The organism is Gordonia sp. SL306 (assembly GCF_026625785.1).
Taxonomy (GTDB): Bacteria; Actinomycetota; Actinomycetes; order Mycobacteriales; family Mycobacteriaceae; genus Gordonia.
Genome location: NZ_CP113063.1, coordinates 4,291,376 through 4,307,122 on the forward strand (window position 1 = coordinate 4,291,376; position 15,747 = coordinate 4,307,122).

Annotated in this window: 17 protein-coding genes; 9 read left to right on the forward strand and 8 right to left on the reverse strand. The window is 68.3% G+C overall.

Annotated features, from left to right (window positions below; genetic code table 11):
• Window positions 1-151 precede the first annotated feature (151 nt).
• Window positions 152-931: a biotin--[acetyl-CoA-carboxylase] ligase gene (locus OVA31_RS19645; protein WP_267628272.1), complete on the forward strand. Its 780-nt coding sequence runs from the start codon at window positions 152-154 to the stop codon at window positions 929-931.
• A 38-nt stretch (window positions 932-969) separates the two neighbouring features.
• On the opposite strand, the gene OVA31_RS19650 is transcribed toward OVA31_RS19645, so the two are convergent.
• Window positions 970-1,563: a hypothetical protein gene (locus OVA31_RS19650; RefSeq protein ID WP_267628273.1), complete on the reverse strand. Its 594-nt coding sequence runs from the start codon at window positions 1,561-1,563 to the stop codon at window positions 970-972.
• A gap of 170 nt (window positions 1,564-1,733) precedes the next feature.
• On the opposite strand from OVA31_RS19650, the gene OVA31_RS19655 reads away from it, so the two are divergent.
• From OVA31_RS19655 to OVA31_RS19665, 3 genes are read left to right on the forward strand one after another with little or no spacing between them, the layout of a single operon-like run.
• Window positions 1,734-2,309, forward strand: coding sequence for a PH domain-containing protein (locus OVA31_RS19655; protein WP_267628274.1), 576 nt, complete (start codon window positions 1,734-1,736; stop codon window positions 2,307-2,309).
• A complete protein-coding gene (locus OVA31_RS19660; RefSeq protein ID WP_164308486.1) occupies window positions 2,306-2,980 on the forward strand; it encodes a response regulator transcription factor in 675 nt (224 codons plus the stop codon). Before OVA31_RS19655 ends, OVA31_RS19660 begins: the two co-directional genes overlap by 4 nt.
• A gap of 21 nt (window positions 2,981-3,001) precedes the next feature.
• A complete protein-coding gene (locus tag OVA31_RS19665) occupies window positions 3,002-4,384 on the forward strand; it encodes a sensor histidine kinase (protein WP_267628275.1) in 1,383 nt (460 codons plus the stop codon).
• Here OVA31_RS19665 and OVA31_RS19670 read toward each other — a convergent pair.
• A complete protein-coding gene (locus OVA31_RS19670) occupies window positions 4,356-4,916 on the reverse strand; it encodes a GtrA family protein (RefSeq protein WP_267628276.1) in 561 nt (186 codons plus the stop codon). The two genes, OVA31_RS19665 and OVA31_RS19670, sit on opposite strands and share 29 nt — an antisense overlap.
• Window positions 4,917-5,090: 174 nt before the next feature.
• Between OVA31_RS19670 and OVA31_RS19675 the strand changes: the two genes are divergently transcribed.
• Both OVA31_RS19675 and purE read left to right on the forward strand, forming a co-directional pair.
• Window positions 5,091-6,335, forward strand: a complete 1,245-nt coding sequence (locus OVA31_RS19675) for a 5-(carboxyamino)imidazole ribonucleotide synthase (RefSeq protein WP_420714223.1) — start codon at window positions 5,091-5,093, stop codon at window positions 6,333-6,335.
• Window positions 6,336-6,544: 209 nt separating this feature from the next.
• Window positions 6,545-7,030, forward strand: coding sequence for a 5-(carboxyamino)imidazole ribonucleotide mutase (gene purE / locus OVA31_RS19680; RefSeq protein WP_267631615.1), 486 nt, complete (start codon window positions 6,545-6,547; stop codon window positions 7,028-7,030).
• A gap of 35 nt (window positions 7,031-7,065) precedes the next feature.
• Here purE and def read toward each other — a convergent pair whose 3' ends face one another.
• The 6 genes from def to OVA31_RS19710 all read right to left on the reverse strand — a co-directional run bounded on the left by def (window position 7,066) and on the right by OVA31_RS19710 (window position 12,549).
• Window positions 7,066-7,644 carry a peptide deformylase gene (gene def / locus OVA31_RS19685; RefSeq protein ID WP_267628278.1) on the reverse strand — a complete coding sequence of 193 codons (579 nt, stop codon included), beginning with the start codon at window positions 7,642-7,644 and terminating at the stop codon, window positions 7,066-7,068.
• A 47-nt stretch (window positions 7,645-7,691) separates the two neighbouring features.
• Window positions 7,692-8,519: a dienelactone hydrolase family protein gene (locus tag OVA31_RS19690; RefSeq protein ID WP_267628279.1), complete on the reverse strand. Its 828-nt coding sequence runs from the start codon at window positions 8,517-8,519 to the stop codon at window positions 7,692-7,694.
• 5 nt (window positions 8,520-8,524) lie between these two features.
• On the reverse strand, window positions 8,525-8,899 hold the full coding sequence (locus OVA31_RS19695; protein WP_267628280.1) for a nitroreductase family deazaflavin-dependent oxidoreductase: 375 nt from the start codon (window positions 8,897-8,899) through the stop codon (window positions 8,525-8,527).
• Window positions 8,900-8,949: 50 nt separating this feature from the next.
• The gene (locus OVA31_RS19700) at window positions 8,950-9,561 is read right to left on the reverse strand and encodes a YdcF family protein (RefSeq protein WP_267628281.1); all 612 of its coding nucleotides are present in this window, start codon (window positions 9,559-9,561) and stop codon (window positions 8,950-8,952) included.
• Between the two features lie 154 nt (window positions 9,562-9,715).
• Window positions 9,716-10,438 carry a TIGR03089 family protein gene (locus tag OVA31_RS19705; protein WP_267628282.1) on the reverse strand — a complete coding sequence of 241 codons (723 nt, stop codon included), beginning with the start codon at window positions 10,436-10,438 and terminating at the stop codon, window positions 9,716-9,718.
• Window positions 10,438-12,549, reverse strand: coding sequence for an LCP family protein (locus OVA31_RS19710; RefSeq protein ID WP_267628283.1), 2,112 nt, complete (start codon window positions 12,547-12,549; stop codon window positions 10,438-10,440). The genes OVA31_RS19705 and OVA31_RS19710 overlap by 1 nt, the downstream gene beginning before the upstream one ends.
• Window positions 12,550-12,781: 232 nt before the next feature.
• Here OVA31_RS19710 and rfbD point away from each other — a divergent pair, with 232 nt between their 5' ends.
• From rfbD to OVA31_RS19725, 3 genes are read left to right on the forward strand one after another with little or no spacing between them, the layout of a single operon-like run.
• Window positions 12,782-13,693, forward strand: a complete 912-nt coding sequence (rfbD, locus tag OVA31_RS19715; RefSeq protein WP_324290136.1) for a dTDP-4-dehydrorhamnose reductase — start codon at window positions 12,782-12,784, stop codon at window positions 13,691-13,693.
• A 55-nt stretch (window positions 13,694-13,748) separates the two neighbouring features.
• Window positions 13,749-14,642, forward strand: a complete 894-nt coding sequence (locus OVA31_RS19720; RefSeq protein WP_267628285.1) for a glycosyltransferase family 2 protein — start codon at window positions 13,749-13,751, stop codon at window positions 14,640-14,642.
• Complete coding sequence (locus OVA31_RS19725) at window positions 14,632-15,747, forward strand: NDP-sugar synthase (RefSeq protein WP_267628286.1); 1,116 nt, start codon at window positions 14,632-14,634, stop codon at window positions 15,745-15,747. The genes OVA31_RS19720 and OVA31_RS19725 overlap by 11 nt, the downstream gene beginning before the upstream one ends.

The following is a 15,747-nucleotide window of genomic DNA, read 5'->3' on the forward strand; positions in this document are numbered from 1 at the left end:
GACTGTGAGCCACGTCAACCGGATCAACGTGAGATTCACCTCATGTTCCCGAGTGTTCGGTCGGCGCTGCCGCGAGTGCGTGGGCCGCAGCGGCCCCGGCCCACATCTGTGCCTGCCCCCATGCCCGTGAGCGGCGCAGTAGCGTCTGGGTATGACCCTGGATGGCGCTGCGCTCCTCGAGACTCTCGCTGACACCTGCTGGCACACGATCGAGGTCGTGGAGTCGACGGGTTCGACCAATGCCGACCTGATCGCCCGGGCGGCGACCGAGGAGGTCGGCGGGACGGTTCGCATCACGACCGACCAGACGACCGGTCGGGGTCGTCATACCCGCGTCTGGTCGGCTCCGGCGGGTGGACAACTCGCCATGTCATCGGCGGTGGCGGTCGGCGACGACCCAGAGCACCTCGGGTGGTTGTCGCTGATCGCGGGTCTGGCGGTCACCCGGGCCGTGGAGGAAGTCGTGGGTGAACGGCCCACTCTCAAGTGGCCCAACGACGTGCTGATCGACGACCTGAAGGTCGCAGGCATCCTGTCCGAGTACACGCACGTGCCCACCGGCGGGGTGGCCGTCATCGGGGTCGGGCTCAACACGGCCATGACCGAACAGCAGCTGCCCGTACCCACTGCGACCTCATTGCTGATCGTCACCGGGGACGAGGTTCCGCCGGAAGATCTCGCACGACAGTTCCTACGTGCGCTGTCCGAGTTGCTCACGTTGTGGCCGACCGACATCGACCAGCTGGCCGCAATGTATCGCGAGCGCAGCGACACGCTGGGCCGACGCGTCCGATTGGTGTTGCCCGGTGACAAGGAGCTGGTTGGTACGGCGGTCGGGATCGATCGGACCGGCCGGATCGTCATCGACGTCGACGGCCGCGAAGTGGTGGCGGCCGCCGGCGATGTCACCCACCTGCGGCCGGTCGACTGATCCGGCCGCCCCGGACGCGGGCTCGGCCGTCTGGTGGTCTAGCCCTGCTGGATGCTTTTGTGCCCCATGGCGGGGACCAGGGCCAGGATCGGTAGTCCGATGATCAGATGGAGTACCGCCGTGGCGATCCCCACGGACACCTCGGACGACAGGACCAGCGGGATGATCACGGCGCCTGCGATGAGCAGCCCCACGATCCAGCGGAAGAACTGATTGGGCGAGGGCGTGACCATCTGGAGGACGTACCACAGTGCGCCGGCCGCCAAGGCGCAGAGGAAGCCGACCACGGCGAACCAGATCTCGTCGCGGGCCAAGGGATTCCACACGCCGAACTTGCCTGCCTCGTTGACCCTCTCGACGATTGCGCGGATCACCCAGGCCGCCAGCCATGCGGCGAGTCCGGTGACGACGCCGGTCATCACGACGCCGCCGACGAACATGGTCGGGTTCACGTTGGGGCCCAGGCGGGGTTTCTGGCGTGGTGTCGGCTGCGGGTAGGCCTCGGAGTACTCGGCCGGACCGGGCTGTGCGTGCGGGTCCGACCGGCTGTACGCCTGCGACTCGGGCGGATATCCGCTCTCGTACCTGGCGGTTCGTGGGTCGTACGGGTCACGTGGGTCGCGATAACTCATGGTTTCTCCTTGACCTTCTCGGCGGTCGGACCGGTACGCGTCTGTTCGCAGTGTACTTGTGTGCACCAGCGGTCTCCGGCGGCATGCTGGTGCCACGATCGCTATGTGGTCGTGGTCGCGGTGGGTCGAGCCGCGCCGTTGTGGGCGAGCCGCGGATTAAGCTGGCTGCCATGTCCTACCCACGCGAGAACCTCGCCCCCGGCGAGGAGATCGTCCTGCACCGGCATCCGCATTGGAAATGCCTGCTCGGGCCGTTCCTGGTGTTCCTTCTGGTGACTGCTGTCGCGGGGGTGCTCGCGGGGATGGTCAGCGGGTCGACCCTGGACTCGACGGTCTCGACCGTGCTGCTGATCATCATCGGTGTGCTGTGGCTGCTCGGATTCGTGTGGTACTTCGTCCGGCCGTTGGTCTCGTGGAAGACAACGCATTTCGTCCTCACCGATCGCCGGGTGATCTACCGCAACGGTGTGCTGACGCGATCCGGGATCGACATCCCGATCCGTCGGATCAACACCGTCGAGTTCCGGCACGGGCCGATCGACCGGATGCTCCGGACGGGCACGCTGATCATCGAGTCGGCGTCCGACGAGCCGTTGTCGTTCGACGACATCCCCCACGTGGAACGGGTGCACGCGATGCTTTATCACGAGGTCCTCGACACGCATGAGGACGCCGCGCCCGACGAGTTCGGGCTGACGGACGACGATCGGTCCGATCGTCGTCACGACGAGGGGGTCGGACGGTGACCGATGTACTGCTGGCCGAGGACGATATCGCCATCGCCGAGCCGCTGGCGCGCGCCCTGACCCGCGAGGGGTACGGCTGCGAGGTGGTCACCGACGGCGCCGAGGCGCTCGACCAGGCGCTCGACACCCGCTTCGAACTGCTCATCCTCGATCTCGGGCTGCCCGAGATCGACGGCCTGGAGGTGTGCCGCCGAATCCGGACGGCGCGACCACAGCTCGCCGTGCTGATGCTCACCGCGCGCACCGACGAGGTGGACTTCGTGGTGGGTCTCGACGCGGGCGCCGACGATTACGTGGGCAAGCCGTTCCGGCTGGCCGAGCTGCTGGCCCGGGTCCGGGCGTTGCTCCGCCGCCAGCAGAGCGCCGACGTGGTCCTCGACGGCGGCGACATCCAGCTCGACACCCGCGGCCGCCGCGTGCTCGTGGACGGTGCCGATCTGGTGCTGGCCAACCGGGAGTTCGATCTGCTGCGATTCCTGATGGAACGCCCGGGGCAGGTGGTGAGCCGGGACGAGATCCTCACCGAGGTGTGGGGATCGGCAGACCTGCGCTCGTCGAAGACGCTCGACATGCACATCTCGTGGCTGCGCCGGAAGATCGGCGACGATCAGCACGACCGTCCCCGGCACATCGTCACCGTGCGTGGCGTCGGATTCCGATTCGACCCCTGATCGACTGGTCGGGGACACCGCATGCGGCGCCGGATCCTGAACACGATGATCGCCATGATCGTGGCGGTCGGTCTTCTGCTGGGCATCCCGTTGAGCGTGATCGCCTGGTGGTGGGTGTCGGACAACGCTCACCAGAACCTGGACTCGCGGCTCAAGCTGATCTCGGCGCAGCTGATCCGTCAGGAGGGTGCCGAAGGGCGGGTGTCCGCGGGCTCTCTCGACACCGAGGCATTCCGGCTGCTGTTGCCCGAGGACGGCAGGTTGACCGTCCGCTACCCGGTGGGCTCCGACGCCGAGGCCGAGACGGTGATCGGCGAGCCGATCGACGGCGCCACCATGACCGATTCCATCGCTCTGGGCAACGCCGGGTCGATACTCCTGGAGATCCCCCTCAGCCAGGTGCGCGACGACCAGCTCGCGGCCATCGGGATCGTGGCGCTCGTGGTCGCGAGTTCGATCGCCGCGGGCACGACCGTGGCCGCGGTGACCGCTGGTCGCGTCGCCGATCCGCTGATCGACCTGGCAGGCCGGGCCGCCGCGATGGCGAAGGGGGACTTCCGTTCCGAGTGGAGGTCGTACGGGATCAGCGAGCTGGACCGGGTGTCCCGGGCGCTCGGGGACGCGAACTCGGAGATCGCCCTGCGACTCGAGCGGGAGGGCGAGATCGTCGGCGACGTGTCACATCAGCTGCGCAGCCGGTTGACGGCGATCCAACTGCGCCTCGACGAACTGTCGCTGCACGAGGATCCGGCCGTCGTCGGGGAGGCCGAGGCGGCACTCGAACAGGTGGAACGACTCTCTCGCGAGCTCGACGAGATGGTGGCGGCATCACGGAACGATCCCGCGGTGCCGAACCAGATCGACGTCGAGGAGATGGTCCGAACGCTGATCGGCGACTTCCGCGCGGCATTCGGCGCGGCGGGGCGATCGATCGCGGCGACGTTCAACGGCCAGACCACGGCGGTCAGTGCCCGGCCGGGACGGTTGCGTGAGGCGTTGAGTGTGCTCGTCGACAACGCGCTCCAGCACGGTGCGGGGACGTGCCGGATCCATGTCGACGATCTGCCGTCGGCCGACATGCTCCGGATCACCGTCGCCGACGAGGGGACCGGCATCGACGACGATCTGGTCGGGTTGATCTTCCGCCGGGGATTCTCGGCCGGGCGGGGCAACGGGGTCGGTCTGTCGCTGGCACGCGCGCTCGTCGAGGCCGACGGCGGACGTCTCGAACTGACGATGCGCCGACCGGCGGTGTTCTCGATCGTGGTGCCCTCGGCGCACACCGGCGATCCCGACGACGGGGACGACACGGACGGCGACCGCCCTGATGGCGATGACCGCGGCGGTGATTCCGTCCGGGGCCGGCCGTCACCGGTCACGCGTGACCGAGTTCCTCATCGTTGAGTTCCTCGGCGGTCGGGTGCAGGTCGGTGGAGCCGGCGTCGCCGCCGCGGAGGAGTTCATCGGGGAACGCGAACTTGCGCAGCGCCCAGAACCGGAAGGCCATCTGCAGCAGATTGCCGATGAGGAACCCGAGGACGAAGTCGACGATGACCAACTCGGTGACACTCAGATTGCTGCGGAGGTCGAAGACGTTGTTGGCGACCCACAGTGGCGCGGCGGCCAGGATCACGCCGACACCGCTGATCACGAAGAAGATCAACGCCTCGTGATGGCGTTCGCGGCCGCCACGGTTCTTGAACGCCCACTCCCGGTTGAGGATGTAGTTGAGGATCGTCGCCAACGTGCCGGAGATGATGCGCGCGACGACGGGTTTCGGTTCCAGGACGGTAAACGTCAGCAGATAGAAGATGGCCAGGTCGAAGACGAATGTGGTGCCGCCGACGAGGGCGAACTTGATGAGTTCGTGATGGCGCATCGCGACCTGTCGAACCGGCGCGGGTAGTCGAGCGACCAGCTCGTCGATAAAGGGCACAAGATCCGAGTGTACGAAATGGAATCGAACAGTGACTTCGCCGGGCAATCATGCGCATGTCGTCGCCCTCGTGCCACGATGTTTCGCGTGACTTCCAGTGCCGGTGATCCCGCGAGGCCCGAGAGCTCCACGACCAGGTCGGAGACCGGCGTGCCGACCCGGTCGGAGACCGGCGTGCCGACCCGGTCGGAGACCGGCGTGCCGACCCGGTCGGAGACCGGCATGCCAACCGTGACGATGATCGGCGGCGGGCAGCTGGCGCGGATGACTCATCAGGCGGCGATCGCGCTCGGTCAGTGCCTCCGCGTGCTGGCTGTGAGCAGCAGCGATCCGGCCGCTCAGGTCAGTGCGGATGTGGTGCTCGGTTCCCACGACGATCTGGCGGACCTCCGGGAGGCCGCACGGGGTGCGGTTGCGCTGACGTTCGATCACGAGGGCGTGCCGTTGACGCACCTACAGGCATTGGAGGCCGACGGTGTCGCGGTGCGCCCGCCGTCGACGGCATTGCACTTCGCCCAGGACAAGCTCGCGATGCGGGTCCGGCTCGGCGAGCTCGGACTCCCGATTCCCGACTTCGCCGACCTGACCGGCGACCGCGACGCGGCGCGCGCCCGGTTCGTGGATTTCGGTGACCGCCACGCTTGGTCGGTGGTCCTCAAGGCGATCCGCGGCGGTTACGACGGCCGCGGGGTGTGGCTGGTCGACGATCGCGACGAGGCCCTCACGTTGTTCGACGAACAGTTCGACGCGGGGGTCGACCTCATCGCCGAGCAGAAGGTGTCGATGCGTCGTGAGCTCTCCGCGATGGTCGCGCGTTCGCCGTTCGGACAGGGTGGGGTCTGGCCCGTGGTGGAGACCGTCCAGCGCAAGGGACAGTGCGCCGTGGTCCTCGCTCCGGCGCCGGAGCTGGCGGAGGACGTTGCGGCCCGGGCACAGCAGATGTCGTTGCGGCTTGCCGCGGAGCTCGGTGTGGTCGGTGTGATGGCCATGGAGCTGTTCGAGACCACCGACGGCGAACTGCTGGTGAACGAGCTGGCGATGCGGCCGCACAACAGCGGGCACTGGACCATGGACGGCGCGGTGACCTCGCAATTCGAGCAGCATCTACGGGCGGTCCTCGACTATCCCCTCGGCGATACCGCCCCTCGGGCGCCGATCACGGTGATGGCGAACATCCTGGGCGCCGAGGAGGCGCCGTCGATGTCGATGGACGAACGCCTGCATCACCTGATGGCCCGTATGCCCGATGCCAAGGTGCATCTGTACGGTAAGGGCGAGCGTCCCGATCGAAAGATCGGTCACGTCAACATTGTTGGTACCGACAGCGATTCGGTTGCCGAGGTCCGGGAGCGCGCCGAGCGTGCCGCGCACTGGATGTCGACTGCCGAATGGACCGATGGATGGGATGTGCACTCATGACCGACCACACCGGGACGGACGACACCGAGGCGAGTACCAGCGAGGCGAGTAACAGCGAGACGGCCGGTACCGAGACCGACACCGTCGAGGCGGAGACCGCCGACACGGAACTCGCCGGAACTGACCCTGCCGACGCCGACACAGCCGACCCCGACGATGACGTCGTCGCCGAGGCCACCGCCGTCGATCCGACCCGTCCGCGCGTCGGGCTGATCATGGGTAGCGATTCCGACTGGCCGACGATGGAGGCGGCCGCCGAGGCGTTGGCGGAGTTCGGTGTCCCGTTCGAGGTCGGTGTCGTCTCGGCGCACCGCACTCCCCAGCGCATGCTCGACTACGCGGCCGGCGCTGCGGCGCGCGGTATCTCGGTCATCATCGCGGGCGCCGGAGGAGCCGCCCACCTGCCCGGCATGGTCGCTTCGGCGACGCCGCTGCCGGTGATCGGGGTCCCCGTCCAGCTGCGCACCCTCGACGGACTGGACTCGTTGCTGTCGATCGTGCAGATGCCCGCGGGTGTCCCGGTGGCGACGGTGTCGATCGGTGGGGCTCGCAATGCGGGTCTCCTGGCGATCCGGATCCTCGGGTCTGCGGATGCCGGGTTGCGTTCTCGCATGGAGGATTTCCAGAAGGGTCTGGAAGCCATGGTGCTCGAGAAGGATCAGGCGTTGCGCGACAAACTCCTCGGGGAGGGCTGAGTCCTCTCCTCCCGCTACCGATTCGACGCTGACTGCTACCGACCTGACGGAGATTGCGGCCAGTCGTCGGGGTAATGGTGTGCCCCTTCGTCGAACATGCGCTGGAGTCGCTTGCGCGCTCGTGTGGCGAGTCGATCGCCGAACACCATGCCGTTGATGTGATCGGTTTCGTGCTGGAGGCAGCGGCCGAGCGTTCCACCCGCGGTGACGACGATCGGCTCGCCGTATTGGTCGCGGCCCTCGCAGGTGGCGACGTCGGGTCGGTCGACGTCGGTGTAAGCACCCGGGAGCGACAGACACCCCTCGCCGTAGGACACGAGTCGGCGGGCACCCCCTTCGGGAAGCGTGATCGCCGGATTGCACACGACACCTGTGCGCCGAGCACCGGTGTCGTCGGTGCAGTCGTAGATGAAGACGGCGAGGTCGACGCCGATCTGCTGTGCGGCCAGGCCGGCGCCGTGCGCGGCGTCGTTGGTGGCGAACATGTCGGCGAGGAGCTGTTGTAGTTCCGTCCCGAAATCCGTGACCGGCCGTGCGGGAGTGTGCAGCACCGGATCACCCCACCGGACGATGGTCCGGGGTGTTCCCAGTCTCAGCAGTTCGGCGACGGGCATCTCGGTGGGCCTTTCTGTGTGGGTGGGTCATGTCTGTACGGGTGGCGTCATGTCGATGTCGTCACCAGCTTCTCGACAAAGAAATCGAGCACCTTCTCGCGGGTGTCGTAGGTGGGCTGTCCCGGTTCGTCGATCAGATCTTCGGTCAGCACCGAATGTGGTTTCGGCAGCATCGAATCGGGATTCGCCGCCGAATCGGGCAGTTCGACGGCGAGGAAGGCGTTGCCGAGTTGCTCTCGGAGGAAATCGAATCGGCCGCGCGGGGACAGCGGGTCACCGTCGAAACGCAGGCCCATCACCTGGAGTCCGGCGGCGCAGCGGGATTTCACCCGGGCGAGGTCGGCGTCGCTGATGTCGATCGACCGGTTGCGCGCGGGGATGACGCCGAAGGGGAGCGACGGCTGGGACAGCACCGGCGCGAGCAATCGGTCGTCGGTGGCCATGGCGAGAGCGAAACCGCCGGTGAAGCACATCCCGACGGCACCCACGCCGGGTCCGCCGCAGCGTTCGTGTTCCTCGGCTGCGAGGCCGCGCAGCCAATCGGTGATCGGCGAGGACTTACCCGTTGCCAGCACGGTGAATTCACGACTGATGCAGGCGCGCACCATCGTCCCGACCATGTTCCGGGCGGCGCCGACGGCACCGAGATTCGATGGTTGCGGGTCGCGGCCGTCCACCCCGAACAGCGACGGCATCACCGCGGTCAGCCCTCGGCTCGCGACCTTTCGGGCGAAATCGGCAACCTTGGGGCTGATCCCGGGCATCTCGGCGATCACGATCACCGCCGGTCCCGAACCCTGTGTGTACACGCGATGGGTCGTGCTCCCGACGGTGACGTCGCGAGCGGTGAAATCGTCGAGCGAATCGTCGGCCATGTGTCTCAGCCGTCGACGATCGTCCCGGTCAGGACGGAATCGAAAAACCGGGCGAACAGACGTGCGCCGCGCGCGACGTCGGGGGAGTCCGACGGGATGATCCGCGGCCTGACGACCTTGTGGTGCTGCGACTTCCGGGTGATCCCGAACCCACCCGCGGCCTGTACGTTGCGAACCCAATCGGTGTGGCGGCCGTAGGTCAGCACGATGGACACCCGGTCGTCATCGACCCATGCCAGCACCGGAATCGTGTATTCGGTACCGGACTTGCGTCCGACATGCTCGATCATGGCCCACGGCGCGAGGCGTGGCGCCCATTGACGCTGGATCGGATTGGTGACCACCTTGTTGAAACGGGCTACCGCACTGGGGATCTTCATGGCTACGAGCATGCCGCAACCGACGACGATTCGGAAAGACCGCGTCCGGATCAGCTCGATCCGAAGGACCCGCTGCCGGAGCCGACGGGGGGAGCGCCGTTGGTGTATCCCGAGATCACCCCGGCAACCGGGATCGACCCGTTGACCGCCGTCCGGAAATTCAGCATCGCGCGCTTCACATGGGTCGGGCTGCTGACCACCACCGCACCCGTTGCCCGACCGGCGGCGAGGATCCGAGCGGTGTACCTGGCATTCTCCACCGTTGTCCGCGATTGGTTCTCGGTGGCGATCCGGGCGGCCGGTACGCCATGGGCGATCAACCACGCCCGCATCGCCTGGGCCTCGGTCCGCCCACCCCGCGGCAGACCGCCCGTGGTGATGATGCCCGCAGGCGGGAAACCCCGCGCCAGTGACAGTCCCGCCTGCAGGCGGGTGACCAGCACGGGTTTCATCGACCCGTCCCGGTTCAGGCCCGCGCCGAGGATCACGATGCGTGTCCCGAACGGGTTGAGCTGGAGCATCATGGGCACCTCGGGCGTCAGGCGCTCGGTGTCGGTGCACCATTTGATCAGGTCTGGAATCGGCGTCTGGCAGCCACCGACGGTCGACATGATCCCGTTGAACATCGTGGTCGGTGACGCCGCCGCGGGGGCGGCGGCCATGGGCGCGGTCCCGACAATCGCGACACTCAGGACACTTGCGCCCAGCAAGTGAGCAACCCTCCCTTTGATACGCATGGGTAACACGGTAATTCTCTGATGTGCATTTCCGTTGCGATTCTGGATATCCCGCACACTCTGTCGGCGCGGGCGGGTCTCAGCGGAGGGTGAGTCCGGCTCGCTCGGTGTCGGCGAGCCCGGCGAGGCGTGCCTCGTCGGCATGGGAGACCGCGATCAGCGAGGCGCCGACGACCAGGGGCGCCAGCAGATTTCCGACGACCTGGTCGCGGGTGTGCCAGGGCCGCACGGTGAGGACCCGCGCCCCCGCGACGATTCCGTCGGCATCCGCCGCCGCCCGTGCCGCGGCGAGCACATCGTCGGCGGGTTCGCCGTCGAGTGCTGGCCCGGTGACCCGGCGGGACATGGAGTACTGGTCACCGTGCACGCGAACGGCGCTCGCGAAATCGGTGACCCCGACCGGGAGGTCGCGCACACCCATCGCGAACGGATCCAGCGAGGCGACGAGGACCTCTTCGGCGTCGTCGTATCCGCCGAGCCGGTCGGCTGATGTCACCACCGCACCGGACGTCGACCCGTCGACGTCGCTGCCGGGCAGCCGGACATGCGTGCCCGCCCACCAGGCGCCGAGCAGGATGGCCGCGGTCTGCCAATGCTCCGGAAGATCCACGAGGACCTCGTCGTCGGGCCCGAGACCCAGTTCGTCGACGAAGAAGTTGGCCGACTTGGCGGCCCAGTTGCCCAGGGTCGCCCCGGACAACTCGGTTCGTTCACCGCTCGCATGGTCGTAGTAGGTGAGCAGCGGCTGCGACCAGTCGGCGACCGCGTCGAAGACGGCGGAGGTGATCGTCGGTGCGCTCATCAGTTCACACACGTGGGGCCGTCGGAACCGGCCGTGATCGGCGGACGGTTGTTGCCGACCCGCTCGCTGGCCGGCACGTTGTCGGTCTGGGCGCCGGTGTCGCCGATGGACCCCGGGCCCCCGTAGGTGTTGGTCAAGACCGCCTTCATCCGCTTGTCGGGCATCGAGGAGTCGACGCGGACCTGGGCACCACCGAGATCCTTGGCGAGCTGCCGGGCACCCGCGTCGTCGGAGTGCGCGTACACCACCGAGTCCTTGTCGTTCGACGCGCCGGTACCGGTCTTGCCTGCCTGGAATCCCTTGGTCGTCAGGATGTTCGACACGTTGGAGGCCAGGCCGTCGATGGTTCCCGCATTGACCACGTCGACGGTGTAGTCGGCCCGGTCGGGCGCGTCCTCGTTCTTCTTGCTGCTGAGCAGATTGTCCGTGAAGCTGTGGACCTGCTTCGGGTCCACCTGCACCACACTCTGCTGTCCGTCGTCGCTCCAGCCCTGTTCGGTGACGACGGGGATGGTCGCGAACTTGACCCGGCCGCCGGTGAGATCCTTCAACTGCTCCGCGAACTTCAGGATGTCCCAGTTGTTGTCGATCACCACCGATCGCGACACCGCCCGCTGGAGTTCGTCCAGCTTGCCGGGATCGGTGAGCAGGTGGGCGGAGAGCATCTTCTGGGTCAGCGACGCCATGAAGACCTGCTGACGAGTGATCCGATCGAGGTCGCCGCGGGGCAGGCCGTGGCGCTGTCGGACGAAACTCAGTGCCTTGGGTCCGTTCAGGGTCTGCTTGCCCGCCGAGAAACGAGCCCCCGAGAACGGCTCGCGGACGGCATCGTTCAGGCAGACATCGACCCCGCCGACCGCATTCGTCAGCAGGACGAAGCCGAGCAGCCCGACCTCTGCATAGTGATCGACCTTGACGCCGGTGAGATTCGCGACCGTGTCGATCAAGGCCTTGCGACCGGCCTGGGTGCCTTCCTTCTCGGCTGCCGCCTCGCTGTCGCCTGCCTCGACCGCACGTCCCCGGACCCCCTCCTTGGTGGTGCCGTACGCCGCGTTGATCTTGGACATGCCGATACCGGGCACGTCGACGTAGGAGTCGCGCGGGATCGAGATCGCCGTCGCGGAGGATCCGTCGTTGGGGATCCTGATGAGCAGGATCGTGTCGGTGTTGGTGGCGACCTCCTCGCCGGAGCGCAGCATCTTGAGCTCCGACGGTGACAGCGGGTTGCCCTTGGCATCGGTCCGCGAGTCGGTGCCCACCAGCAGGATGTCGACCGCCCCGTCGTCGGCGCCGCCGAGTCCGAGGCCGGCCAGCTGGGTGATGTTCGAGTTCAGGTTGCTGACGCTGTTCCACGCGTAGCCGGTGCACAACAGCACCGCCACCGACAGCAAGGCAACCAGCCCGCGGCCGAGACCTGTGCGGGTGGTGCGGGATCGCCACGAGAACTGCTGTTTGACGCGCGCGGCCGCCGGTGTCCCCGCGGATTCGGACGCCGGCTCGGGGCGAGGCTTCGGGCCCGCGGGGCGGCGTCGCTCGGCGGCGGCCGCTCGGGAGGCCTCGACGGCCCACCGATCATCGCCGGGAGCGGCCGCGGGACGGCGACGTCGGGGTTGTCCGGGGGCGCCGGCGCGTTCGTCGGCGCGGGGCGGACGCGGCCTGCCTTCTGCGCGATCCCGTCGGGCCGAGGGAGCCGGTGCGTCGGCCGGACGAGGACGACGTCGGGGAGCGGCGTCGTCGGGCCGTCGCGGGCGTCGCGCCCCATCGGTCGCGACATCCTCGCGGGTGTGGATCTCGCCCGACCTACGACGGACCTGCTCGTTCACCGCACCGGGCGGCCGTCGTCGGCGAGGCTGATCCGGGCGGGCCTGGTCGGTCGGTGTGCGGCGCTCGGTCGGCGTCCGGCCGTCAGTGGGTGTGCGGTGCTCGGCGCGCGGGTCGCCGGGGTCGGGCCTGCGCCGCCGACGCGGCGGCGGATCGGACGGTTGGCCCTGCGCCGGATGCTGAGTGCGTCGTGCGCGTCCCTCGGCGGGGCCGCGGGACGCGACGGTGGGCTCGTCGGGACGTGCGCGACCGCCAGAACGTCGGCGTGCGCCATCGGGTCGAGAGTCCACGGGCGGGTCAGTCCCTTTCGTCGTCGGCGAACCCGGCGACGTCCGCTCGGGACGTGTTACGCAAGTGCGTGCCGTTGTTCGTGATGTTGACGTTTCGGATGGTGCTGTGCTGACGTCAGGCTACTGAAGTGAAGTAAGAATTCGAGGGTGCAACGCCGAGCGCTCGCGTCGAGACCCACATCACCGATCGGCGTCTGCGTGCTCGCGATCTCCGTACGGCACCATGTGTTCCATGAGTGCGACCACCTACATCGTCGGCGCCGGCGGGCAGCTCGGCAAGGCGCTGCGAGCGTCTGACAAGGCTTCCGGGCGGGTGCGTGCGCTCACCTCCGCCGACATCGACATCACCGACGAGGCGTCGGTGGCGAACGCCCTCGCGGAGCTCGCCGCCGGGGACGTGATCCTCAACTGCGCCGCCTACACCGACGTCGACGGTGCGGAGTCCGACGCCGGGCGTGCCTTCGCGATCAATCGCGACGGGCCGGGCCACCTCGCGCGGGTGTCCGCCGGGGCAGGCGCCCGGCTCGTCCACGTCTCCACCGACTACGTCTTCGCCGGGGCGGCGGCCACCGACGACGGGCCGCGCCGCCGAATCCCGTACGAACCCGGCGACGTGACGAGTGAGCCGGACACCGTCTACGGCGCGTCGAAGCTGGCCGGTGAGCGGACCGTGTTCGACACCGACCCGACGGCCATCGTCGTCCGGACCGCGTGGGTGTACACCGGCGGTCCGAACAGCTCCGACTTCGTCGGCACGATGCGGCGTCTGGAGTCCATCCGTCCCGACATCACCGTCGTCGACGATCAGACCGGTTCACCGACATATGCCGCCGATCTCGCCGATGGCCTGTGGGAACTGGTCTCGACCGAGCCGGACGGATCGACCGCAGGCGTCGTGTTGCACGCCACAAATGCGGGCAGCGTCAGCTGGTATCAGGTGGCGCGTGCCGTCTTCGAGGAGGTGGGTGCCGACCCTGAGCGGGTGCGGCCCTGCACCACCGACGAGTTCCCGCGTCCGGCGCCCAGACCTGCCTATTCGGTGCTGTCGGGGGCATCGTGGAGCGCAGCGGGCCTGACCCCGCTGCGGGACTGGCGGGCGGCTCTGCACGCCGCGGTGACCGGCGACCACACCGGGCGCGGCTGATCACATGGAGCCGAAGGGTGATCGTGGCTCGCACGAGGTTGGTTACCCTGACCCGGTGACTGCTGAGCTTGCCGTCGTGACGGTGACGTATTCGTCGGGGGATTACCTCGCGGCATTCCTGCGAAGCCTCGAGAAGGCCACCGCATCGTCGGTGCCCCGGGTCGTCATCGCCGACAACGGGTCGACCGACGGTGCACCCGAGGCCGCGGAGCAGGAGTTCGACAACGTGACGCTCGTGCGGACCGGCGGCAACATCGGCTACGGCGGCGGCATCAACCGTGCGGTCGCCGAGGTGGACCCCGCGGTCGAGTTCATCGCGGTGGCCAACCCGGATGTCGAGTGGGCGCCGGGTTCGCTCGACGAACTCCTCGCCGCGGCCCGACGCTGGCCGCGCGCCGGATCGCTGGGGCCGTTGATCCATGAGCCGGACGGCTCGATCTACCCGTCGGCGCGGCGCGTCCCGGATCTGGTCTCCGGCGCCGGACACGCGTTGTTCGGGTCGATCTGGAAGACCAACCCCTGGACGGCCGCCTACCGGGCCGACGACGCCGCGCCCAGCGAACGTCCGGTCGGATGGTTGTCGGGATCGTGTCTGCTCGTGCGCCGTGCCGCATTCGACTCCATCGACGGTTTCGACTCGCGGTACTTCATGTACATGGAAGACGTCGATCTCGGCGATCGGCTGGGCAAGGCCGGCTGGCTCAACGTCTACGTACCGGACGCGGAGATCGTCCACACCAAAGGCCATGCGGCCGGGCGCAATCCGGAGAAGATGTTGCCTGCCCATCACCGCAGCGCCTACCGGTTCCAGGCCGACCGCCATCCGGGCGTGTGGCAGGCGCCGCTGCGCCTGGCGCTCCGGATCGGCCTGGCCGTGCGTTCTCGGGTCGCGGTGCTCGCGGCCGGCCGGACCGTCGAACGAAACAGAGGAGGAACCGGTGACCAGTGAGAGCCACGTCGAGGCGGCGTCCGATCCGGACGTGACATCGTCGGTGCAGGCCGTGGTGCTCGTGGGCGGAAAGGGCACCCGGCTGCGGCCGCTGACCCTGTCGGCCCCCAAGCCGATGCTGCCCACCGCCGGTGTCCCGTTCCTCACCCATCTGTTGTCCCGCATCCAGGCAGCGGGGATCACCGACGTGGTGCTCGGCACCTCGTTCCAGGCCCACGTCTTCTCCGAGTACTACGGCGACGGTTCCAAACTGGGTGTGCGCCTGCAGTACGTCACCGAGACCGAACCACTCGGAACCGGCGGCGGCATCCGCAACGTGCTCGACGACCTCACGGCCGACAACATCCTCGTGTTCAACGGCGATGTGCTCGGTGGCACGGACGTCCGCGAGATCCTGACCACGCATCGGAACAGTGGTGCCGACGTCACGATGCACCTCGTGCCGGTCAGTGATCCGCGAGCCTTCGGCTGCGTGCCGACCGACGAGACCGGCCGGGTCACCGACTTCCTGGAGAAGACCCAGGATCCGCCGACCGACCAGATCAACGCAGGCACCTATGTCTTCCGGCGCTCGGTGATCGAGGAGATCCCACCCGGTCGGCCGGTCTCGGTCGAGCGTGAGGTCTTCCCCAAACTGCTCTCCGAGGGCCGGCACATCCAGGCCCACGTCGACCACGCCTACTGGCGGGACATGGGTACGCCGGAGGACTTCGTGCGCGGGTCGGCGGATCTGGTCCGCGGTATCGCGCCATCGCCCGCGCTCGGCGACCGGCGCGGCGAATCGATGGTCCACGACGGTGCAGGCGTGGCGCCGGGGGCGGTGCTCATCGGCGGGACCGTGGTGGGTCGCGGCGCCGAGATCGGGCCGCGGGCACGGCTCGACGGTGCCGTCGTCTTCGACGGTGCGGTCATCGAGGCCGGTGCCGTGGTGGAGCGGAGCATCGTCGGATTCGGCGCCCGAATCGGACCTCGGGCCCTGATCCGCGACACCGTGATCGGTGACGGGGCCGATGTCGGCGCGCGCTGTGAACTCCTGCGCGGTGCGCGGGTGTGGCCGGGCGTCCAGATCCCCGACGGCGGACTCCGCTTCTCCACGGACGTCTGA

Excerpts from the sequence above, each read along its gene's own strand:
- OVA31_RS19705 (WP_267628282.1), bottom strand. The coding sequence starts at position 10,438 with ATGAGCGCACCGACGATCACCTCCGCCGTCTTCGACGCGGTCGCCGAC.
- OVA31_RS19695 (WP_267628280.1), bottom strand. The coding sequence starts at position 8,899 with ATGAAGATCCCCAGTGCGGTAGCCCGTTTCAACAAGGTGGTCACCAAT.
- OVA31_RS19690 (WP_267628279.1), bottom strand. The coding sequence starts at position 8,519 with ATGGCCGACGATTCGCTCGACGATTTCACCGCTCGCGACGTCACCGTC.
- OVA31_RS19650 (WP_267628273.1), bottom strand. The coding sequence starts at position 1,563 with ATGAGTTATCGCGACCCACGTGACCCGTACGACCCACGAACCGCCAGG.
- OVA31_RS19645 (WP_267628272.1), top strand. The coding sequence starts at position 152 with ATGACCCTGGATGGCGCTGCGCTCCTCGAGACTCTCGCTGACACCTGC.
- OVA31_RS19655 (WP_267628274.1), top strand. The coding sequence starts at position 1,734 with ATGTCCTACCCACGCGAGAACCTCGCCCCCGGCGAGGAGATCGTCCTG.
- def (WP_267628278.1), bottom strand. The coding sequence starts at position 7,644 with ATGCCCGTCGCCGAACTGCTGAGACTGGGAACACCCCGGACCATCGTC.
- OVA31_RS19665 (WP_267628275.1), top strand. The coding sequence starts at position 3,002 with ATGCGGCGCCGGATCCTGAACACGATGATCGCCATGATCGTGGCGGTC.
- OVA31_RS19700 (WP_267628281.1), bottom strand. The coding sequence starts at position 9,561 with ATGGCCGCCGCCCCCGCGGCGGCGTCACCGACCACGATGTTCAACGGG.
- rfbD (WP_324290136.1), top strand. The coding sequence starts at position 12,782 with ATGAGTGCGACCACCTACATCGTCGGCGCCGGCGGGCAGCTCGGCAAG.